Source organism: Clostridioides sp. LIBA-2809, from assembly GCF_056688965.1.
The window spans coordinates 4178659-4199866 of the sequence record NZ_CP197004.1; the positions used below are offsets into that span (position 1 = coordinate 4178659).

Consider the following 21208-nt stretch of genomic DNA (forward strand, 5'->3'; position numbering starts at 1 on the left):
TCATATAATTTTATTTTAATTTTTCTATCGCTTGTTTAAAATCGTTTATTATATCATTTGAAGATTCTAATCCTACAGCTATTCTTATTAGATTTTCTCCATTCATTTGAACTAATGTATGCTCTTCTCCTAAACTTGTTGCTATTGTTGCAAGTTCTAAAGAGTTCATTAATCTTCTACTAGCTTGGTCTCTTGTCAAACCATTGATACCATCTTTTAGTTTAAATGAAACTACACCTCCACCTAAACCATTCATTTGAGTTTTACAAAGCTCATATTGAGGATGAGATTTTAGTGCTGGATATTTTACTAATTCCACGCTTTCTTCTTGTTCCAAGAACTCTGCTACTGCTAATCCATTCTCACAATGCTTTTTCATTCTCATATCTAACGTTTTCATACCTCTTAAAATCATCCATGCACTCATTGGTGGTAAAGATGCTCCTGTAAAACAACATAAACTTGGCCATCTAACTAAGTCTATTAATTCCTTCGAACCTGCTACTGATCCCCCTAAAGTATCCCCATGTCCATTTATAAATTTAGTAAGACTATGTATTACTAAATCTGCACCTAAATCTATCGGTCTTTGTATAATTGGTGTACCAAAAGTACTGTCAACTATTGCTAAGCTTTTATTTTCATGAGCAATTTCAGCTATTGTTTTTATATCTACCAAATCCAATGAAGGGTTTAAAGGACTTTCTATATAAACAATCTTAGTATTTGGCTTCATTGCATCTTTTATATTTTGCGGATTTACTGCATCTACAAATGTAACTTCAACTCCAAATTTAGATAATAATTCAGACATAAATAATTTAGTGTGCGAGAATATCCCATCTGAACTAACTATATGGTCTCCACTTTTTACTAATGCTAATATAGTAGATGTTATTGCCCCCATGCCTGATGTACTAGATATTGCACTTTCTGCATTTTCAAGCATAGCTAATTTATCCTCTAATTCTGTAAGTGTAGGATTACACTCTCTTGTATATACATATCCCCATGTCATACATAACTCTTCAAAATGTTCTACTGTCTTTGCTGCAAATGTTGCTGTTTGGCATATTGGTGTAGCTAATGCACCTGTCGTTGGGTCTGCACTATGTCCCCAATGTATTATTTTTGTCTCTAAATCTTGATTAATATTATTACTCATTTTAATTCCCTCCTGGTTTGACTTATTTATACAACGTTTTCCCTGCCAAATTTCACCAATTTAGCTTAATCTTAATACAAATTTTTTAAGTATACTTTTATATTTGTTATAATTCCTAAAAATCTTACACTTATTTTGTCTTTTTACAGTTCTAATTATAAACTCTATAGTAACTATAGAGTCAATATATTTTTGATATTTTTTTTACAATGTTTAAAATATTTAGCACAAAAATAGGTATACCTTAGAATAACTAATGTCACTCTAAGATATACCTATTTTTATGTTGTTCCTTAAATAATTACATAAATCATTAATTTTTTATGTAACACATAAATTTTTAAAGATTTATTATCTCTTTATAGATATACTATAGTTAAATATTTTAATATTACTTAATATCTTTAATCAGACATACTCTAAAAGTAAAATTATATAATATAAAAAATATTTTACAAAACCTTTAAGAATTTTTTATGCATTATAATTTAAAATAAGATTAGTTAGAGATATAAATATCTTTAGTTTATTTATACCTCTAATTTTTCATAAATTATCTCTCTATTATATTGATTTTTTTGCACGAATAAGTGTGCTTTTAGAGATTCCAGTCATCTTCACAACCTCTCTATATGGTTTAGAGTTTAATAATCCTAATGCATATTGTATCTGTTGATTACTGTATTTCTTTGGTCTACCATCTTTAAAATCCTTTTTCTTTCTAGCAAATTCCTTGCCTAATTGAGTACGCTCTATTATCATATTTCTTTCAAGCTCTGCAACTGCAAGCAATGTAGTTAGAAAAAATTTACCCATTGAAGTATTTTCTAAGAGTCCTATATTTAAAATATGAACACTTACTTCTTTAGCAAATAATCCTTCTATTAATTGTATTCCTTCTGATGTACTTCTAGCTAGCCTATCTAATTTAGTTGCAACAAGTAAGTCGCCCTTTTTCAGAGATGATATAACTTTTTCAAATTTAGGTCTATTTGTAGTAGTACCTGTATAAGTTTCTTTTATTATCTTAGCATCGTTATATTTGCTCAATATTTCCTGTTGTTGCTGATACAGACTATTGTTATCTGTTTGATTTTTTGTACTTACACGACAATATCCATATATAATAATAATCACTTCCTAACATAAAGATTTAGTACAGAAGTTGCCTAGAGGCTTGTATCTAATCATCTTTATCCATTTTACTAAAATGGTTTTTTAGTGTCAATACTGTTAACTTTTGACACCATAATAATTCCTTTATAATTTGTTTGACTATGTCAAAAATTACCAATATAATGAAATTAATGAGTTTACACAAATTGGAGGAAATAATATGAATAGTCTGTTAAAAGAAGCAATAGATGAATTAAAAAACATCAATTGTGGCGAAGTTTTTTTATTAAAAGAATTGTTCAAAGGCTATGAATGGAACAGGTTGGAGATGAATATCAGATTAAAATTAGGAAAACTCTTTTTATATGAAGTGGTAAGTAATCCCAATTTGAATGTAGAGGTTATTAATAAAAACTCTGCTTATCAGCAAATGTATAAAAAAAAATAGTGACTTAAATGTATATGATAATATAATCCTCTTGTTGATTCAAAAGTTAAAACTTTTAATACAAAACAATCGTGCTATTTTAAATATTTATCAATATGTCTAAATTTATATAATTAACACATATAAATAGTACTATTTAAATCACATTATTTAAGATAGATAAATCTTAACCCTACTCCAGTATAAATACTAAAATAGGGCTTAGAATTATCTATATTTTTATCCTATAAAATGCTTCGATTTTCCTCTTGATTGAACATATATATCTGGAGAGATACAATAGAAACGTGAATTTATGAAATTTCCAAAATCAGAAAACTTAAGCTTGAACTTAGGTATTCCAAAACTTTCAGGTGCTATCTCATCAACACCAAAATAAACAACAATTCCATCATCTGTAAGATAAAAAGCTTGGTCCTCAGGTATGACTAGTTCCACATTAGAATAATACATATCTCTATTTTCATTTATTTGAGATTTTATATAATCAGTTATTATATTTATATAATCAACCCCATCTCTAAAAACGTCATCAAGCAAAAGTTCTTTTCCAGTTGTCAAATCTATATTGTAATTATTCAATGTATTATATTTAGGTCCAGAGTTACTAGTAAACGCCATAAGACTTAATATCATACTTAGCACATAATTTTTATTAAAAGTAACTGCATAATTTGTAGATACCCAGTAGCTTTGCTTTGGAAGTGAATTTTGAGAAGCTGCATTATTATATTCTTGTTCTTCTTCCTGTAAACCATTTTTAAAATTGTTTACAGTCATTTTTACAGCATTGTTTATGTTATTTAAAATCGCTGGATTTACATAAGTAGATTGATTTCTAATATTGTATATTATAGGATATTTTACATCGTATGAAAAATACTTACTTCTTTCAAAGTCTTCATTAAATTGCACATATAATATGTTATATGTACAAGTATTTGTAGATTGATAATTTTCCATTAAAATCCTCCCCCTTTTATTAAAAAAATCAGATACAATATAATATGCTTAAAACAGTAATAATGTTAATAGTAAATGCAAAGAATAGAAAGTATCTAAAACAGCAAAAAATGACTGATTTTGTGGTATAATACATAGGATTGAGAGTTATTTTATAGGAGGAAAGATATGTTATTATTAGCAGATAAATGGAAAGAATATGAACTTATAGATATGGGAAATGGAGAAAAATTAGAACGTTGGGGTAATTATGTACTTAGAAGACCAGACCCACAAGTTGTATGGCCAATGGAATCTGAATGGGCTCTATGGAAAAATCCTCATGGACATTATCATAGAAGTAATAAAGGTGGAGGTCAATGGGAACATAAAAAAAGATACCCTGAACAATGGACTATAAATTATAAAAACTTAAAGTTTCACATTAAACCAACTGGATTCAAACATACTGGATTGTTCCCAGAGCAAGCAGCCAATTGGGATTGGATGATAGACAAAATAAAGAAAGCTAACAGACCTATAAAAGTGTTAAATCTGTTTGCATATACAGGAGGAGCTACAGTAGCTTGTGCATCTGCTGGTGCAGAAGTATGCCATGTTGATGCAGCAAAAGGTATGGTTAATTGGGCAAAAGAAAACATAGAGTTATCAGGTCTTAAAAATCAAACAGTAAGATTTATAGTAGATGATGTTGTAAAGTTTGTTGAGAGAGAAATAAGAAGGGGTAAAAAATATGATGCAATAATAATGGACCCACCTTCTTACGGAAGGGGACCTAAGGGAGAAGTATGGCAAATAGAAGAAAAACTATATAGTTTTGTAGACTTATGTATGGGAGTTTTATCAGATGACCCATTATTTTTCTTGATTAATTCTTATACAACAGGCTTTTCTCCAATAGTTCTTGAAAATGTACTTTCTACAACAATAGGCAAAAAAACAAATGCAGGAGATATATATGGAGGAGAGTTAGGAATACCAGCTTCTAGAGATGGTAAGATTCTTCCTTGTGGTATATTTGGAAGATGGGAGAAAAAATAATGATAAAAGTCATATATGAAGATAACCATTTATTAGTTGTAGAAAAACCAGTTAATATATTGTCTCAAGGAGATGATACTAATGATAAAGATATGGTAAATCTTTTAAAAGACTATATAAAAAAAAAGTATAACAAACCTGGAAATGTATATATCGGTTTAATACATAGATTGGATAGACCAGTAGGTGGAGTTATGGTTTTTGCAAAAACATCAAAAGCAGCATCAAGACTGTCTGAACAAGTAAGAAATAAGACTTTCAACAAAACTTACCTAGCTATTGTACATGGAAAAATGAAATCTTATGAAGATACATTAAAAGATTTTTTATATAAGAATAAAAAGACCAATATGGTAACTGTAGTGAAAAAAAATCATAAAGATGCTAAAGAAGCCGAGCTTGACTATAAGATATTAGACTTTAAAGAAAATCTAAGTTTAGTTCAAGTTAACCTGAAAACTGGTCGTTCTCATCAAATAAGGGTTCAGTTTGCAAGCAGAAAACATCCATTATATGGAGACCAAAGATATGGTAAAGAAGTAAATAAAGTTGGACAACAAATATCTCTTTGGTCTAATAAAATAGAAATCTATCATCCTACTACAAAAGAAAAAATGGAATTTACATGTCATCCACCTGATAAATATCCATGGAATATATTTTAAATCTCAAATGAGGTGATTGTATGAGTAAAAAGTTTTCAATAGGAGAAATGTCAAAACTTCATAAAATAAGTATACAGACACTAAGATACTATGACCAAATAGATTTATTTAAACCCGTTCATGTTGATCAAGAAAGCAATTACAGATATTACTCAATTGACCAATTTTCACAATTAGATATTATAAAATACTTAAAATATCTAGGTATGCCTCTAAAGGAAATTAAATCTAAACTTGATGAAAACAATGAAGAAATTCTAAAACTACTAACTAATAAAATTAACATAGTTGACGAAAAAATTAAAGAATTAGAACTTATAAAAAAGGTACTAAGTACTAAGAAAGAAACAATGGAAAAGGGTATGAAAGTAGATGATGTTAATAAAATAGTAAGAAAGCATATTCCACGAAGAAGTATCTTATCTATAGAATATGAAGAAGGATTAAGTAGTGAAGAAACTATGGAACTTTCGAGAAGACAAATAGCAAATATATTAGAAGATAATATATCTGTGTTTTATGGTGGTGTGAGTGGACTTGTATCTATAGATAGATTTTTAAAGGAAGATAAAGTCATTTATGACAATAGTTTTGTTACAGTTGAAAGAGATTTATTTGACACAAAATCACAAAAATATATAACAGAAATTTCAGCTGGCGACTTTATCTGTATGACATATAAGGGACCTTACAAAGAAAATTATACTGCTTTTAAGAAGCTGGTCGATTATGTTGAGTATAAAAGAATACCTATTGAAAATTATATATATGAAATACCTATAATAGACCCTTTGTCTACAAACAATGAAGAAGAGCTTCTAACTGAAATTCAGATACAAGTTAAAAAGAGAGAAATTGATTTAAGATGTTTAGTGTAATTGCCTTCTCTCAGTAAAATTTTTAAGAAAACAGGTGGGAAAATAGCTAATGCCAATTCCCACCTGTTTTTAGTATAAATTAATATTCTTTTCTTGCACCATCTTTCAAGAAGAGTTTTTCATAAAATTAATATATGTCTTAAATTAAGCCATCTCATCTCTAAGTGCATCAATAATATTTTCTTTTTTTATCTTATTAATAGTATACAGCATTGTAATGAATACGATAAAGAGAACGCCAAACACGCTGATTCCGATACTTACCCATGGAAACGTAAAGTTAATATCATCTGTGACCATTCCTTTATGAATTAGCCAAGAAGAAATTACTGCTATAGGGAGCCCGAAAAGTAGAGCCCTCATACCATAAAAAACACACTCAAAATTCATCATTTTTTGAAAATCACGCTCAGACATTCCAACAGAGCGAAGCATGGCAAGCTCTCTACGGCGTAACTTGATATTCGTAGAAATTGTATTGAACACATTAGCAACAGAAATAAGAGAAATCATAATGATGAAAGTATAGGCGAATACGTTAACAATGAAGATGTAATTGCGGTTCTCATCCATCATTCCATACATATTGTACAGATTATGCTCAACTGTAATCCCCTCGCTCTCGATAATCTTTTCCATTTCTTCAACTGACTTAGTTGGATTCTTTGATTGAAATCCCATGCTTTTAATTCCTGTAGAAGCATCGAGAGTCTCAAACTTATCTTTGGCTGAATAAGGAGCCAATACTCTAAAGCTTGCTTGTTTATGATTGGAGTTTCTTACACCTGGAGGAGAATCAGGTGGTACTATTTTTACAAATGTAATGTTTACATTTTGCTTTTCAACTTTCTTCAACTCACCATTGGTTTCAGGAATAAGATTAACATCCATGGAAGAATTTTTGAAAATATCAATAGTATGGTCATCCTCAACAACCATAGAAACAGCAATCATTTTTGCATTTTTCCCAGTATATTCTTTTGTGTTTAATCCAAGACCTTTGATAATATTCAGATAAGTACTATCATCAAGAAACTGCATATCTACTGGTAGATTAACTGTTTTATTCTTTGAATGTAAACCCTCATGGTGCAAATAGTTATCTGTAAGCTTATTTTCTTTAACAACACATGAATAGGTCATAATTTCTTGATACAAGCCTTCGTAAACACCATTGGCACTCTTCATCTTATCATAAAGCTTTAGCATTTCACTGTCTCTCATACCTTGTGTAGAAAAAATAATGTCATGGTCAGTAACCTCTGACTTCTGACTTGACATCTGTTTCAAATCCTCTACCAAAGCACTAGTTGATATGAATAGCACTATACTTAGAGCTAATGATAGAACTATACTGCGATAGCGTTTCTTATTTCTTTTAAAATTTTTCAGTGCAAGGGTTCCCTCCAAACCATAAATGCGTTGCGCAAGATTTGATGTCTTCACAGCTTTAGATTCGACTTTTACTTCGTTTGTCTGGCGTATACACTCCATTACTGGTGTACTTGCTGCTTTTCTAGCTGGAATATAGGCTGAGATTAAGATGGTAACCATGCTGACTACTACTGCAACGATGATTGCAGGGATAGACAACGTCAAGGTCAGAGGGACGTTAGTGTATAGAACATTTGCAAAGTTTTTGGCAATAACAGAAATTACAAGCTCAATACTGACTATACCAACTGCAACACCAATTGGTATCCCAATAGCACCAATACAAAGCCCCTCAAACAACACTGAATTCCGTAACTGCTTTGCTGTAGCTCCAACAGATGAAAGGATTCCAAACTGCTGTGTGCGTTCATTCAGTGACATATTAAACGAATTATAGATTAGAAAAATTGATCCAATCATTATGATAGCAAGTACAATTCCGCCAACTGAATATAAAAACACATTGAACAGATTGTTGTCAGAAGCTCCCATGAAACGCAACACATTATCATTTAAAATGTAAGCATTCTCTCCAGTGCTACTTGCATAGGAATGAACTTGGCGCGGATTTTTCAATGTTGCAAACAAACTAAAGCTATCCACTTTGAATTGCGCATCTGCTTTGGTTATCAAAGTATATCCTGGTGCAGAAGATTCCTCAAACACGGGTTTTCGACATATACCAACAACTTTATATGTTCTCTTGTCTTGTGATACAAAGGTTTCACTTCCAGCAGTGTATGGGTTCCCTTGACCAAGTCTATTATTTCCATTTATACGTTTACCTACATTCAAGGAAATAGTATCACCTACTGAGAATTTGACACCACCATCTGTTGCAACCTTACTCGAAACAATAATTTCCCCACTGTTTTTAGGTAATCTGCCAGATATCAAATCTATAGGCACAGTATCAAAAGTTTCTTCGTTAAATCCAGCTATAAAAAGATACGGTTTATCTGGGTTTCTATTGCCACTAAGCGTTGCATATCCAACATTTTCAAATACTGTAGTATTTGAAACTTTATCATTACCTTTCTGTTTCTGGACGAAAGATGAATCAACATCTAAAAAATCAATGTGCCAATCACCATATTTCGAAATAGCACCCTTTGTCATATAGTCTATCAAAGAAACTCCAAAAGTCGTGACTGCTGTAATCATGGCAGCAGATAGCACAACTCCTATAATCGTTACAAGAGTTCGTGTACGATTTTTTTTCAGTCCTTGCAGGGCAACTTTGTTGAAAATATTCATGGACGATTCACCTGTCTTTCATCACGCACTACTTTTCCATCTGCAATACATATAATTCTATCTGCCTGCAGAGCAATATTTTCATCATGTGTGACAATTATAAGTGTCTGGTGATATTTATTATGGCTTTCTTTCAGTAACTGTATAATGTCCTGTCCATTTTTACTGTCTAGACTTCCAGTAGGTTCATCAGCAAGCATAACTGCTGGTGCATTCATCAAAGCACGACCGATAGCTACACGTTGTTGCTGACCTCCAGAAAGCTGGTTTGGTAAATGCGTTTTTCGTTCTTTTAGTCCAAGTAACTCTAAAAGGTCATTTAGTCGTTCTTGGTTAACCCTTCGCTTGTCCATAAGTATAGGTAGGGTAATATTTTCCACTACATTTAGTGTTGGTATCAGATTGTGAAACTGATAAATCAATCCAACCTGTCGTCTGCGGAAAATAGCGAGTTTTTCATTACTCTGACCATATACATCCTGCCCCTCCAAATATATCTTTCCACTTGTTGGCACGTCTACACCTGCAATGGCGTGTAACAGCGTAGATTTACCAGACCCAGATGAGCCGATAATTGCTGTAAATTCTCCCTTTTGGATAGTAAGTGAAACATGGTCGAGTGCAGTGACCTGATTTTCACCCTTTCCGTAAATCTTGCATAGATTTTGAATTTTTAAAAACTCCATTATGTGAGTCTCCTTTCTTATGGTTTACCCATATAATAGAACTTTCAACTTACATCTCTGTGACTTTCAGGTGAGAGATTAGTCACTTTGGGAAACGAATAGCAAATATAGCACCACCCTGCGGATGATTTTTTGCAGTAATTGTCCCTCCTTGACGCATTATAATCATCTTACAGAGAGATAATCCAATCCCATATCCTACCATATTTGTATTTTTTCCACGATAGAACCTGTCAAACAAAAATGGTAAATCTTCTTTCTCAAAACCCATTCCGCTATCATGAATAGTAATCTCAGTAAACAATATGTTATCCTCACAAACAATCTCAATCTTACCATTATCACCTGCCTTTTCCATACAATTTTTAAGGATATTTTGAATTGCTTCTGAAAGCCAACTTGAATCTCCCTGAATACTCATCCCTTTAGGTACGTCTACTTGTAAAGCAATATTGTGCAGTTCCATTGGAATCATAAACGGTCTAAATGCAGTGTATATCAAGTCATTTACATCTATCTGTTCGCTTTTGAACTCTACAATACCCGCATCCAATCGGGATAATTTTAATAGAGAGGTAATCAACCAATCCACCTGTACAAGCAATTCTTCTGTCTCCCGTATCAAATCTTTTCTCTCATCTTCATCAGGATTAGTCTCTAATAACGACAGGATAATAGTTACCGATGTAAGAGGAGTGCGTAGCTGATGAGCTATATCAGCTAAAGAATCAGCTAGATGTTTTTTTTCTTTTTTTAGTGCGTCATTTTGCTCCCTAATACGCAATGTCATTTTGGTTATCTCACTTTGCAGAATAGAAAGTTCTCCTTCGTCTACCTCGGCAATATACAGATGGTCAGCATTATGAAGCACAATATCAATTTGTTCTGAAATATGTGCAATACTTTTGTATCGGGATTTAGTAAATATTAGAAATACTATTCCAAAAACGGCATCAGAAGCAATAACAAGTATTCCAGCTGCCGTATTGATTGAAAATCCCAGAGTTACAGTAACAACAGTTATTAATAAGAACAAAATAGTAAATTTACGAAACTCCCTATTCCGAAGCATACCCTCCCCCCAATCTATACCCTGTTCCACGAACAGTCAGAATTATTTGCGGACTTGAGGGGTCATTCTCTATCTTCTCTCTCAAGCGTTTGATATACACAGTCAATGTATTGTCATTGACAAATTCACCCGCTGCATCCCATAATTCGTCAAGCAGCCTACCCCTCGTAATAACACTTTTGGGATTGCTAATAAATACCAGCAATAAGCGGTATTCTAAAGCTGAAAGAAAGACTTCGTTGCCATTTTTTTTCACAATGCCACTTGCTGTATCAACAGAAAGCCCACAGATTTCAAAAGTTGACCCAAAACGCTCACTTTTTCTTAGTGCTGTTTTGATTCGTGCAATCAATTCACGTGGACGAAAAGGTTTTGTGATATAGTCGTCTGCACCCATGTTCAGCCCAGTAACAACACTTGATTCATCTCCAGAAGCTGTCAGAAAGATAACAGGAATATCTTTTGTTTCTTTAATTTCTGTGCAAATCGTAAATCCATTTCCGTCAGGCAAGGAAATATCAATTAGTGCCAAGTCAAATTTATTGCCAACAATCTCGCCAAGTGCTTCACTTCTTGTGGGAGCGTGGGTTACCATAAATCCTTCTGCATTTAGCAAAAGAATAAGGTTCTTGGCAATTGCCTTATCATCCTCAACCAAAAATATCCGTTTCATTTATTTCATCCCCCTTTATTTTACTGGTTTTATACTTTCTATCTGTTAGTTTTGCGAGTAAGCTAAAATAAACCATGTATTTCCTATTTTTTAGCCCCTTTAATCCGCTTAAAAGAATAATCATGCACTGCCATTCTATCTTTAGTTTTCCAAAGTTTAGCAGTATATTTTGTTGTTATATAATCATAAATAACCCTTCATTGCTTTATTATATTTCTTTTGACACAAAGATACAAGTTGAGTCATAAAACACGATATAGGTAAAAACATTTTCACATAATTAGTTTATAATCATACTCCATAATCTTCACTACATCCACAGTAGTATAGCTATTAATCTTAATATTTACTAATTTTTTCTATTAGTTCTAACGTAAGTGTACATTTTATAATTTATACTTGAAAAATTAATCTAGAAGTCTTATTATATAGTTATATATACCTCATATTATAAGGTATATGATAAAACAAAGTAGGTGAATTTATGGACTTGAATAAAGAAGTACTTAAGGGGCATATTGATACTTTAATATTATCAATACTAGACAAAGGAGATTCATATGGCTACGAAATAGCAAAAGTAGTTAGAGATGAAACAAGTTTTGAATTAAAGGAAAGTACTCTCTATGTATCTCTTAAAAGATTAGAATCCAAATGTCTAATAAAATCATATTGGGGAAATGACCAAGGTCTTGGAAGTAGAAGAAAGTATTACAATATAACTGATGAAGGAAAAGAAAATTTAGAAGTAAAAATTCAAGAGTGGAACTTTATACAAAGCGTTATGAACAAATTTCTAAAGAGGGGTGAATAGATTTATGAAAATAATAGAAGAGTATTTAGGAACACTATATAAAAATGATACTAGCAAAGAAATTCAAGACTTAAAAGAAGAATTGAGAGAGCATCTAATGAATTCTACAAACGAGTTTATTGAGAATGGATATGATATAGATGAAGCACAAAATAAAGCAATAGAAAGATTTGATGGTAATAATGAAGTGTCAGTAGAACTACGTTCAATATTCAAACAAAAAATAGAACCTAAAAAAGTTTTATTACGAAAATTATCAAATTTAAGGATTGTATTTTTAAATTTATTTGGATGGCTTTTTGCTGCTACTGCATTCACAATAAATAGAAGTTTTGGTCATATAACTCCACCATGGCTGATTATAGTTTTAATAATATCAATTATTGTATTAATAATTTTAAGTATCTTAATTAAGAAATTAAAAAAAGAAATAGAAAATGATTACAATACGTAACCTTATAACTATATTTTAATTTCTTATTTATTCCTAATAAATAAAGATTATGAAGGGAGCTTTTATATGGATAAAAAAATGTTATTAGAAAAATTTCTTGATACACCAGGAGTTTCCTATATCAATGAAAAAATGAATTTATTTAAAGACACTAAATGGATTTCATTTGGCACTTATATAATGACTGTCGATAGTTTTTGTTATAAAGAAGATTCAAAACACTATAATCCAATAATGGGTACATTTGATTATGAATCAGAAATTTTTATAGTTAATGCCTTATACAAAGATGTTGTCTATTCTATCAAGAACAAAAAACTTTATAGCAATGTATCTAAGGGAGATAAGATAGTTGTTACAATTAAATATTCTTATGATAAATATGAAAATCTTATACATGAAGAAATTCATGATTATCATCTTTATCCTTTATCTATTGATTAAAATAAAAGGCGAAAGCCTCTAGAGCTAACGCCTTTAAAATAGTTTAAAATAAATATAAACTATACAATTAACATATATGACTGTAAATAAACTTGTATAAAATATATAACTTATCTACAGTCTTTTTATTATACAAAATTTATAGCCTCTTATATAAGAATTTTATTCTACTCTGCTATATTATAAACTTTTAACTTGTCTTTATTTAAATGTTTCTTCTTAACCTCTACTAAGGCTTTTAATGTATCTAAAGATGTCATTATTTCAGTAGAAAATTCAATAGCTGTTCTTCTCATCTTAAATCCATCTCTTGTAGAGTCATTACCTTTAGTTGGTGTATTTATTACTATATCAACTTGCTTATTTCTTATAGCGTCTAATATGTTTGGTCTAGGCTCTTCAATTCTGTTTACTATATCGGCTTCTATTCCATTTTCTCTTAAGCTTTTAGCTGTTCCTTCTGTAGCAACAAAAGTATATCCTAACTCTTTCATATCTTTTGCTATCTCTATAAACTCATCTTTATCAAGATTATTAACAGTAGCAAGGACTACTCCTCTTTCATCAGACATATGTCTACCTGCTGCTAAGAATCCTTTGTATAAAGCTTCTTCTAAGTTTTCTCCTACACCTAGAACCTCTCCTGTAGACTTCATCTCAGGTCCTAGACTTACCTCAACCTTAGCTAATTTAGACATTGAGAATACTGGCACTTTTACTGATACTAGTTTTGGCTCTTTGTAAACTCCTGTACCATATCCTAAATCCTTTAATTTAGCCCCTAACATACATTTAGTCGCTAAGTCAACTATTGGTACTCCACTAACTTTACTTATATATGGAACTGTTCTACTAGCTCTAGGATTAACCTCAATTATATATAGTTCATTTTGGAATTCTATGAATTGTATATTAACCATACCAAGTACATTAAGCTCTAAAGCCATTTTTTTAGTGTATTCTACTATCTTTTCTTTTATATCATCAGATATATTTTGACTTGGATACATTGTTGTACTATCTCCTGAGTGAACTCCAGCTCTTTCTAAATGCTCCATTATACCAGGTATTAATATATCTTCTTTATCACATATAGCATCTACTTCTATTTCTCTACCAGTTAGATATTTATCTATAAGTACTGGATTCTTATGGTCTCTATCAAACGCATCATCCAAATACTGAATTAATTTTTCTTCGTTATAAGTTATTTCCATACCTTGACCACCAAGTACATAAGATGGTCTAACCAATACTGGGTAACCTAACTGCTTAGCAATTTCAACACCCTCATTAGTTGTCCATACACCTTTTCCTTTTGGTCTATTTATGTCTAGCTTTTCTAGTAAATCATCAAACTTTTCTCTATCTTCTGCTGCATCTATATCTCTAAAGTCTGTTCCCAATATAGTTATATTTTTTTCATGTAAAAACTTAGCCAATTTTATAGCTGTTTGTCCACCAAACTGTAGTATTACACCTTCTGGTTTTTCTTTCTCTATTATATTTAAAACTTCTTCTTCTGTTAATGGTTCAAAATATAACTTATCTGACGTATCAAAATCTGTACTTACTGTCTCAGGGTTATTGTTTACAATTATAGTCTCAATGCCCATTTTTCTTAAAGATTTTACACAGTGAACTGAGCAATAGTCAAATTCTATACCTTGACCTATTCTTATCGGTCCAGAACCCAATACAATTACCTTTCTCTTATCACTAACAACTACCTCATCATATTGCTCATAAGTTGAATAATAGTAAGGTGATAGAGCTTCGAATTCTCCCCCACATGTATCAACCATTTTATAAACTGGCTGTATATTATATAAACTTCTCAATTCGTATAATTTTTCTGGGCTTATTTTCATTAAGTCAGATATACCTTTATCAGAGAATCCCTTTTTCTTCAATTCATGTAAATACTCTTTGTCTAAGTTTTCTATTTTTAGAACTTTTAATTTTTCTTCTTGTTCTACTATCCATTTAAATTTATTTATAAACCACTTATCAACACCAGTTATTTCTGAAATCATTTCTACTTTATAGCCTCTTCTTATCATTTCAGCTAAATCAAACAGTCTCTCATCATCAGGTACTACTACTCTAGCCTTTAATTCTTCTAATGTTCTACCTTCTGATGGAGCATGAACCAATGAATATTTTCCTGTTTCAAGTGATCTTATCCCTTTAAGAATTGCAGCTTCAAAGTTACTTCCTATACTCATTATTTCACCAGTTGCCATCATCTTAGTTCCCAATTTTCTATTGGCATGTCTAAATTTATCAAATGGCCATTTTGGTATTTTTACTACTACATAATCTAATGTTGGCTCAAAACAAGCATAAGTTTTTTTAGTTACTGCATTTTCTATCTCATCTAAAGTGTATCCTAGAGCTATCTTAGCCGCTACTTTTGCTATTGGATAGCCTGTAGCTTTTGATGCTAGAGCTGATGATCTACTAACTCTTGGATTTATTTCTATTATCGCATATTCTAAACTATGCGGATTTAAAGCTATTTGAACATTACAACCACCTTGAACTTCTATTGCATTTATTATATCTATTGATGCTTTTCTAAGCAATTGATACTCTTCATCACTTAAAGTTTGACTTGGGGCAACAACTATACTATCTCCTGTATGAACTCCAACTGGGTCTACATTTTCCATATTACATACAGTTATACAGTTACCATTTCCATCTCTCATTACTTCATATTCTATTTCTTTCCAGCCTTTTATACTCTTTTCAAGAAGAACTTGACCTACTGGACTTAATTGTAAACCATGTGTAAGAGTTTCTCTTAATTCTTCCTCAGTATCGGCTATACCTCCACCAGTTCCACCTAATGTATATGCTGGTCTTACAACTACTGGATATCCTATTTTATTGGCAAACTCAAGACCTGCTTCTAAGTTTGTAACTATATCACTAACTATTACAGGTTGATTTATTTCTTTCATTACCTCTCTAAATAAATCTCTGTCCTCGCCCTTTTTTATAGAATTTATAGATGTTCCTATAACTTTTACATTGTATTTATCTAATATACCAGCATCATGTAATTCTACAGCCAAGTTTAGTCCTGTCTGACCACCCATACCTGCAAGCAAACTATCTGGTCTTTCTTTTTCTATTATTTTTTCTATAAATTCTATTGTTAGTGGTTCTATATATATTTTATCCGCAATCTCTTTATCAGTCATTATAGTAGCTGGATTACTATTAACTAATACAACTTCTATTCCCTCTTCTTTTAGTGCTTGGCAGGCCTGTGTTCCTGAATAGTCAAACTCTGCCGCTTGACCTATTATTATTGGTCCTGACCCTAATACTAAAGTTTTCTTTATACTATCTAATTTAGGCATAACTCTTTCTCCTTATCTAAACAATTTTTACAGCTCTTATCTTTATCATCTATATAATCAATTTTAATTACTTTATTTCATCTTAAATTTGAGTTTTATCATTATACATATCTATGTTAATTAAATCAATCTATTTTTTGATTTAAGTTATTCTTATTTTTTAGCTATATATCCTCGTATTATTATTTTACTAACTCTAAAAACTTATCGAAAATATAATCATTATCTTTTGGTCCTGGGCAAGCTTCAGGATGGTATTGGACACTGTATACATCTAGATTCTCATGTCTCATTCCTTCAACAGTATTATCATTTAAATTTATATGTGTAACTTTCATTTGTTCAGGAACTTCTGAAACATAATATCCATGATTTTGAGAAGTTATAAATACTTTTCCTTCTTCTAAATCTTTAACTGGGTGATTTCCACCTCTATGTCCAAATTTAAGCTTAGCAGTCTTTCCGCCAAGAGCTAAAGCTAAAAGTTGATGCCCTAGGCATATACCAACTATAGGCTTTTTACCAATAAGGGCTTTTATATTTTCTATAACATCTTCTAGGTCTTCTGGGTCTCCAGGTCCGTTTGATAAGAATATTAAATCAGGATTTATGCTTAATACATCTTCTGGAGATGTTGTAGCTGGAAATATTGTTACATCACATCCACGAGCTACAAATGATCTTAATATGTTTCTCTTAACTCCAAAATCCATAACAGCTACTTTTGGACCATTTCCTTTTATATGCTCTACTTCTTTTCTTGTAACTGTTCTAACTGCTTCTGTATTTGAGAATTTATCCAATTTATGTTTTACATCTTCTAATTTACTCTCTTCTAATGTAATTATACCTTTCATTGTTCCATTATTTCTAAGTATCTTAGTCAAAGCTCTTGTATCTATTCCTTCAAGTCCAATAACTTTATTTTGCTTTAAATATTGGTCTATATCAATTTCACATCTAAAATTACTTGGAGAATCACTTTTTTCTCTTACTATAAATCCCTTTACTTGCACTTTTTCAGATTCTGCTGATGATAAATTTATACCATAATTTCCTACAAGAGGATAAGTCATAGTAACTATTTGACCATAGTAAGAAGGGTCTGTTAAAACTTCACTATATCCTATCATAGAAGTATTAAACACTACTTCTCCTACACTTTCTTCTAAATATCCAAATGCCTTTCCTATAAAAATTGTCCCATCTTCTAATATTAACCTTGCTTTCATATTACAGTACCTCCTATAATTCTCTTTAGGCAAGCTAAAGAACATTAACTAAATATAAGCTTTTAAATATCTATATATATTTTTCACTTTTACATTCTAGTTTTATACTTATTTACAGTTATTTTTTATCTTTTTCTATTATACTACAAATTTCTTAAAAAAAAGAAGTTATCTCAAAAGTAAAAACTCATAGAAAAAATAACTTCTTCTTTATTAATTTAATAATTAAATTCTTAAACTATACAATCAACTCAATTTCTATTCAGCTATATTGTAAACTTTTAACTTATCTTTATTTAAATGTTTCTTCTTAACCTCTACTAAGGCTTTTAATGTATCTAAAGATGTCATTATTTCAGTAGAGAACTCAATCGCTGTTCTTCTTATCTTAAATCCATCTCTTGTAGAGTCATTACCTTTAGTTGGTGTATTTATTACTATATCAACTTGCTTATTTCTTATAGCATCTAATATATTTGGTCTAGATTCTTCTACTCTATTTACTGTATCAGCCTCTATTCCATTTTCTCTTAAGCTTTTAGCTGTTCCTTCTGTAGCAACAAAAGTATATCCTAACTCTTTCATATCTTTTGCTATCTCTATAAACTCATCTTTATCAAGATTATTAACAGTGGCAAGGACTACTCCTCTTTCATCAGACATATGTCTACCTGCTGCTAAGAATCCTTTGTATAAAGCTTCTTCTAAGTTTTCTCCTACACCTAGAACCTCTCCTGTAGACTTCATCTCAGGTCCTAGACTTACTTCAACCTTAGCTAATTTAGACATTGAGAATACTGGCACTTTTACTGATACTAATTTTGGCTCTTTGTAAACTCCTGTACCATATCCTAAATCCTTTAATTTAGCCCCTAACATACATTTAGTCGCTAAGTCAACTATTGGTACTCCACTAACTTTACTTATATATGGAACTGTTCTACTAGCTCTAGGATTAACCTCAATTATATATAGTTCATTTTGGAATTCTATAAATTGTATATTAACCATACCAAGTACATTAAGCTCTAAAGCTATTTTTTTAGTGTATTCTACTATCTTTTCTTTTATCTCATCAGATATATTTTGACTTGGATACATTGTTGTACTATCTCCTGAGTGAACTCCAGCTCTTTCCAAATGCTCCATTATACCAGGTATTAATATATCTTCTTTATCGCATATAGCGTCTACTTCTATTTCTCTACCAGTTAGATATTTATCTATAAGTACTGGATTCTTATGGTCTCTATCAAATGCATCCTGTAAGTATTGAGATAATTTTTCTTCATTATAAGTTATTTCCATACCTTGACCACCAAGTACATAAGATGGTCTAACCAATACTGGGTAACCTAATTCATTGGCAACTTCAATACCTTCACTAAGTGACCATACACCTTTTCCTTTTGGTCTATTTATGTCTAGCTTTTCTAGTAAATCATCAAACTTTTCTCTATCTTCTGCTGCATCTATATCATCAAAATCAGTCCCTAATATAGGTATATTTTTCTCATGTAAGAACTTAGCTAATTTTATAGCTGTTTGTCCACCAAACTGTAGTATTACACCTTCTGGTTTTTCTTTTTCAATTATACTTAGAACTTCTTCTTCTGTTAATGGTTCAAAATACAACTTGTCTGATGTATCAAAATCTGTACTTACTGTCTCAGGGTTATTGTTTATGATTATAGTTTCTATATCCATTTTTCTTAGAGATTTTACACAGTGAACTGAACAATAGTCAAACTCTATACCTTGACCTATTCTTATTGGTCCAGAACCCAATACTATTACCTTTTTCTTATCACTAACAACTACTTCATCATATTGCTCATAAGTTGAATAATAGTAAGGAGATATAGCATCTATCTCACCTGCACAAGTATCAACCATCTTATATGCTGGTTTTATATTATATAGACTTCTCAATTCATATAATTTTTCTGGGCTTATCTTCATCAAGTCAGATATCCCTTTATCAGAGAATCCTTTTTTCTTTAATTCAAGAAGATAATCTTTAGTTAAATCTTCAATTCTCATAACTTTTAGTTTTTCTTCTTGCTCTACTATCCACTTAAATTTATTTATAAACCATTTATCTATACCTGTAATTTGCTCTATCATTTCTAACTTATAGCCTCTTCTTATCATTTCAGCTAAGTCAAACAATCTCTCATCATCAGGTGCTACAACTCTTTTCTTTAATTCTTCAATACTTCTCTCTTCAGATGGCACATGCACTAATGAATATTTTCCTATTTCAAGCGATCTTATACCTTTAAGAATGGCAGCTTCAAAGTTACTTCCTATACTCATTATTTCACCAGTTGCCATCATCTTAGTTCCTAATTTTCTATTTGCTTTTTTAAATTTATCAAATGGCCATTTTGGTATTTTTGCTACTACATAATCTATAGTTGGCTCAAAACAAGCATAAGTTTTTTTAGTTACTGCATTTTCTATCTCATCTAAAGTATAACCTAGAGCTATTTTTGATGAAACTTTAGCTATTGGATATCCTGTAGCTTTTGATGCTAGAGCTGATGATCTACTAACTCTTGGGTTTATCTCAATAACTGCATATTCAAAACTGTGCGGATTTAATGCAAACTGAACATTACATCCACCTTGAACTTCTACTGCATTTAATATATCTAAAGATGCTTTTTTAAGCATTGCACATTCTTTATTACTTAAAGTTTGAGTTGGGGCAACAACTATACTATCTCCTGTATGAACTCCAACTGGGTCTATATTCTCCATATTACATACAACAATACAGTTTCCTTTTGAATCTCTTATTACTTCATATTCTATTTCTTTCCAGCCTTTTATACTTTTCTCAATTAATACTTGTTCAACTGGGCTTAATTGTAATCCATGTGAAAGTATCTCTCTTAATTCTTCTTCATTATCAGCTATACCTCCACCAGTTCCACCTAATGTGTATGCTGGTCTTACAACTACTGGATAACCTATTGTAAGTGCATAGTCAAGACCTGCTTGTAAATCTGTAACTATATCACTAACTATTACTGGCTGATTTATTTCTTTCATTACATCTCTAAATATATCTCTATCTTCACCTTTTTTGATAGATTCTACTGAAGTTCCTATTATCTTTACTCCGTATTTATCTAGTATGCCTTTTTCATAAAGTTCAACTGCTAAGTTTAATCCTGTTTGTCCACCCATACCTGCAAGTAAACTATCTGGTCTTTCTTTTTCTATTATTTTTTCTATAAATTCTATTGTTAATGGTTCTATATATATTTTATCTGCCACTTCTTTATCAGTCATTATAGTAGCTGGATTACTGTTTATTAATACAACCTCAATTCCTTCTTCTTTTAAAGATTGGCAAGCTTGTGTACCTGAATAGTCAAATTCCGCTGCTTGACCTATTATTATTGGTCCTGACCCTAATACTAAAGTTTTCTTTATACTATCTAATTTAGGCATAAATTTTTCTCCTTATCTAAATGGTTT

Annotated in this window: 17 protein-coding genes; 7 read left to right on the forward strand and 10 right to left on the reverse strand. The window is 31.0% G+C overall.

Features of this window, described 5'->3' with window-relative positions:
- Nucleotides 1-10: 10 nt before the first annotated feature.
- Both ACTG44_RS19685 and ACTG44_RS19690 read right to left on the reverse strand, forming a co-directional pair.
- On the reverse strand, nt 11-1165 hold the full coding sequence (locus tag ACTG44_RS19685) for a trans-sulfuration enzyme family protein (RefSeq protein ID WP_021386505.1): 1155 nt from the start codon (nt 1163-1165) through the stop codon (nt 11-13).
- Between the two features lie 564 nt (nt 1166-1729).
- Nucleotides 1730-2299 carry a recombinase family protein gene (locus ACTG44_RS19690; RefSeq protein WP_074178786.1) on the reverse strand — a complete coding sequence of 190 codons (570 nt, stop codon included), beginning with the start codon at nt 2297-2299 and terminating at the stop codon, nt 1730-1732.
- Nucleotides 2300-2501: 202 nt separating this feature from the next.
- Here ACTG44_RS19690 and ACTG44_RS19695 point away from each other — a divergent pair, with 202 nt between their 5' ends.
- Nucleotides 2502-2729, forward strand: coding sequence for a single-stranded DNA-binding protein (locus tag ACTG44_RS19695; protein ID WP_021386506.1), 228 nt, complete (start codon nt 2502-2504; stop codon nt 2727-2729).
- 219 nt (nt 2730-2948) lie between these two features.
- Here ACTG44_RS19695 and ACTG44_RS19700 read toward each other — a convergent pair whose 3' ends face one another.
- Nucleotides 2949-3692 carry a DUF3298 and DUF4163 domain-containing protein gene (locus ACTG44_RS19700; protein WP_021386514.1) on the reverse strand — a complete coding sequence of 248 codons (744 nt, stop codon included), beginning with the start codon at nt 3690-3692 and terminating at the stop codon, nt 2949-2951.
- A gap of 168 nt (nt 3693-3860) precedes the next feature.
- On the opposite strand from ACTG44_RS19700, the gene ACTG44_RS19705 reads away from it, so the two are divergent.
- The 3 genes from ACTG44_RS19705 to ACTG44_RS19715 are packed head-to-tail and all read left to right on the forward strand — an operon-like array spanning nt 3861 to nt 6276.
- Complete coding sequence (locus ACTG44_RS19705; RefSeq protein WP_021386509.1) at nt 3861-4733, forward strand: class I SAM-dependent methyltransferase; 873 nt, start codon at nt 3861-3863, stop codon at nt 4731-4733.
- Nucleotides 4733-5398, forward strand: coding sequence for an RluA family pseudouridine synthase (locus ACTG44_RS19710; RefSeq protein WP_021386503.1), 666 nt, complete (start codon nt 4733-4735; stop codon nt 5396-5398). The genes ACTG44_RS19705 and ACTG44_RS19710 overlap by 1 nt, the downstream gene beginning before the upstream one ends.
- A 20-nt stretch (nt 5399-5418) precedes the next feature.
- Nucleotides 5419-6276, forward strand: a complete 858-nt coding sequence (locus tag ACTG44_RS19715) for a MerR family transcriptional regulator (RefSeq protein ID WP_021386502.1) — start codon at nt 5419-5421, stop codon at nt 6274-6276.
- Between the two features lie 144 nt (nt 6277-6420).
- On the opposite strand, the gene ACTG44_RS19720 is transcribed toward ACTG44_RS19715, so the two are convergent.
- The 4 genes from ACTG44_RS19720 to ACTG44_RS19735 form a co-directional block, all read right to left on the reverse strand.
- Nucleotides 6421-8967, reverse strand: coding sequence for an ABC transporter permease (locus ACTG44_RS19720; protein WP_479921075.1), 2547 nt, complete (start codon nt 8965-8967; stop codon nt 6421-6423).
- The gene (locus ACTG44_RS19725; protein WP_021386515.1) at nt 8964-9653 is read right to left on the reverse strand and encodes an ABC transporter ATP-binding protein; all 690 of its coding nucleotides are present in this window, start codon (nt 9651-9653) and stop codon (nt 8964-8966) included. Before ACTG44_RS19725 ends, ACTG44_RS19720 begins: the two co-directional genes overlap by 4 nt.
- 82 nt (nt 9654-9735) lie before the next feature.
- The gene (locus ACTG44_RS19730) at nt 9736-10725 is read right to left on the reverse strand and encodes a sensor histidine kinase (RefSeq protein ID WP_021386510.1); all 990 of its coding nucleotides are present in this window, start codon (nt 10723-10725) and stop codon (nt 9736-9738) included.
- Complete coding sequence (locus ACTG44_RS19735; protein ID WP_021386518.1) at nt 10712-11398, reverse strand: response regulator transcription factor; 687 nt, start codon at nt 11396-11398, stop codon at nt 10712-10714. The genes ACTG44_RS19730 and ACTG44_RS19735 overlap by 14 nt, the downstream gene beginning before the upstream one ends.
- 484 nt (nt 11399-11882) lie before the next feature.
- Between ACTG44_RS19735 and ACTG44_RS19740 the strand changes: the two genes are divergently transcribed.
- The 3 genes from ACTG44_RS19740 (at nt 11883) to ACTG44_RS19750 (ending at nt 13110) form a co-directional block, all read left to right on the forward strand.
- Nucleotides 11883-12212: a PadR family transcriptional regulator gene (locus ACTG44_RS19740; protein ID WP_021386501.1), complete on the forward strand. Its 330-nt coding sequence runs from the start codon at nt 11883-11885 to the stop codon at nt 12210-12212.
- Nucleotides 12213-12216: 4 nt separating this feature from the next.
- Nucleotides 12217-12666 (forward strand): permease prefix domain 1-containing protein, encoded by a 450-nt coding sequence (locus ACTG44_RS19745; RefSeq protein ID WP_021386516.1) that lies wholly within the window; start codon nt 12217-12219, stop codon nt 12664-12666.
- 66 nt (nt 12667-12732) lie between these two features.
- On the forward strand, nt 12733-13110 hold the full coding sequence (locus ACTG44_RS19750; protein WP_021386512.1) for a hypothetical protein: 378 nt from the start codon (nt 12733-12735) through the stop codon (nt 13108-13110).
- Nucleotides 13111-13277: 167 nt separating this feature from the next.
- Here ACTG44_RS19750 and carB (ACTG44_RS19755) read toward each other — a convergent pair whose 3' ends face one another.
- The 3 genes from carB (ACTG44_RS19755) to carB (ACTG44_RS19765) all read right to left on the reverse strand — a co-directional run bounded on the left by carB (ACTG44_RS19755) (nt 13278) and on the right by carB (ACTG44_RS19765) (nt 21181).
- Nucleotides 13278-16484 (reverse strand): carbamoyl-phosphate synthase large subunit, encoded by a 3207-nt coding sequence (gene carB, locus ACTG44_RS19755; RefSeq protein ID WP_479921076.1) that lies wholly within the window; start codon nt 16482-16484, stop codon nt 13278-13280.
- A 182-nt stretch (nt 16485-16666) separates the two neighbouring features.
- A complete protein-coding gene (carA, locus tag ACTG44_RS19760) occupies nt 16667-17716 on the reverse strand; it encodes a glutamine-hydrolyzing carbamoyl-phosphate synthase small subunit (protein WP_479921077.1) in 1050 nt (349 codons plus the stop codon).
- Nucleotides 17717-17974: 258 nt separating this feature from the next.
- Nucleotides 17975-21181: a carbamoyl-phosphate synthase large subunit gene (gene carB / locus ACTG44_RS19765; RefSeq protein ID WP_479921078.1), complete on the reverse strand. Its 3207-nt coding sequence runs from the start codon at nt 21179-21181 to the stop codon at nt 17975-17977.
- Between the last annotated feature and the right edge of the window lie 27 nt (nt 21182-21208).

What these genes read in the sequence shown, in the direction of transcription:
- ACTG44_RS19685 (WP_021386505.1), bottom strand. Translation starts at nt 1,165, where the DNA reads ATGAGTAATAATATTAATCAAGATTTAGAGACAAAAATAATACATTGG.
- ACTG44_RS19695 (WP_021386506.1), top strand. Translation starts at nt 2,502, where the DNA reads ATGAATAGTCTGTTAAAAGAAGCAATAGATGAATTAAAAAACATCAAT.
- ACTG44_RS19700 (WP_021386514.1), bottom strand. Translation starts at nt 3,692, where the DNA reads ATGGAAAATTATCAATCTACAAATACTTGTACATATAACATATTATAT.
- ACTG44_RS19705 (WP_021386509.1), top strand. Translation starts at nt 3,861, where the DNA reads ATGTTATTATTAGCAGATAAATGGAAAGAATATGAACTTATAGATATG.
- ACTG44_RS19710 (WP_021386503.1), top strand. Translation starts at nt 4,733, where the DNA reads ATGATAAAAGTCATATATGAAGATAACCATTTATTAGTTGTAGAAAAA.
- ACTG44_RS19715 (WP_021386502.1), top strand. Translation starts at nt 5,419, where the DNA reads ATGAGTAAAAAGTTTTCAATAGGAGAAATGTCAAAACTTCATAAAATA.
- ACTG44_RS19720 (WP_479921075.1), bottom strand. Translation starts at nt 8,967, where the DNA reads ATGAATATTTTCAACAAAGTTGCCCTGCAAGGACTGAAAAAAAATCGT.
- ACTG44_RS19725 (WP_021386515.1), bottom strand. Translation starts at nt 9,653, where the DNA reads ATGGAGTTTTTAAAAATTCAAAATCTATGCAAGATTTACGGAAAGGGT.
- ACTG44_RS19730 (WP_021386510.1), bottom strand. Translation starts at nt 10,725, where the DNA reads ATGCTTCGGAATAGGGAGTTTCGTAAATTTACTATTTTGTTCTTATTA.
- ACTG44_RS19735 (WP_021386518.1), bottom strand. Translation starts at nt 11,398, where the DNA reads ATGAAACGGATATTTTTGGTTGAGGATGATAAGGCAATTGCCAAGAAC.
- ACTG44_RS19740 (WP_021386501.1), top strand. Translation starts at nt 11,883, where the DNA reads ATGGACTTGAATAAAGAAGTACTTAAGGGGCATATTGATACTTTAATA.
- ACTG44_RS19745 (WP_021386516.1), top strand. Translation starts at nt 12,217, where the DNA reads ATGAAAATAATAGAAGAGTATTTAGGAACACTATATAAAAATGATACT.
- ACTG44_RS19750 (WP_021386512.1), top strand. Translation starts at nt 12,733, where the DNA reads ATGGATAAAAAAATGTTATTAGAAAAATTTCTTGATACACCAGGAGTT.
- carB (WP_479921076.1), bottom strand. Translation starts at nt 16,484, where the DNA reads ATGCCTAAATTAGATAGTATAAAGAAAACTTTAGTATTAGGGTCAGGA.
- carA (WP_479921077.1), bottom strand. Translation starts at nt 17,716, where the DNA reads ATGAAAGCAAGGTTAATATTAGAAGATGGGACAATTTTTATAGGAAAG.
- carB (WP_479921078.1), bottom strand. Translation starts at nt 21,181, where the DNA reads ATGCCTAAATTAGATAGTATAAAGAAAACTTTAGTATTAGGGTCAGGA.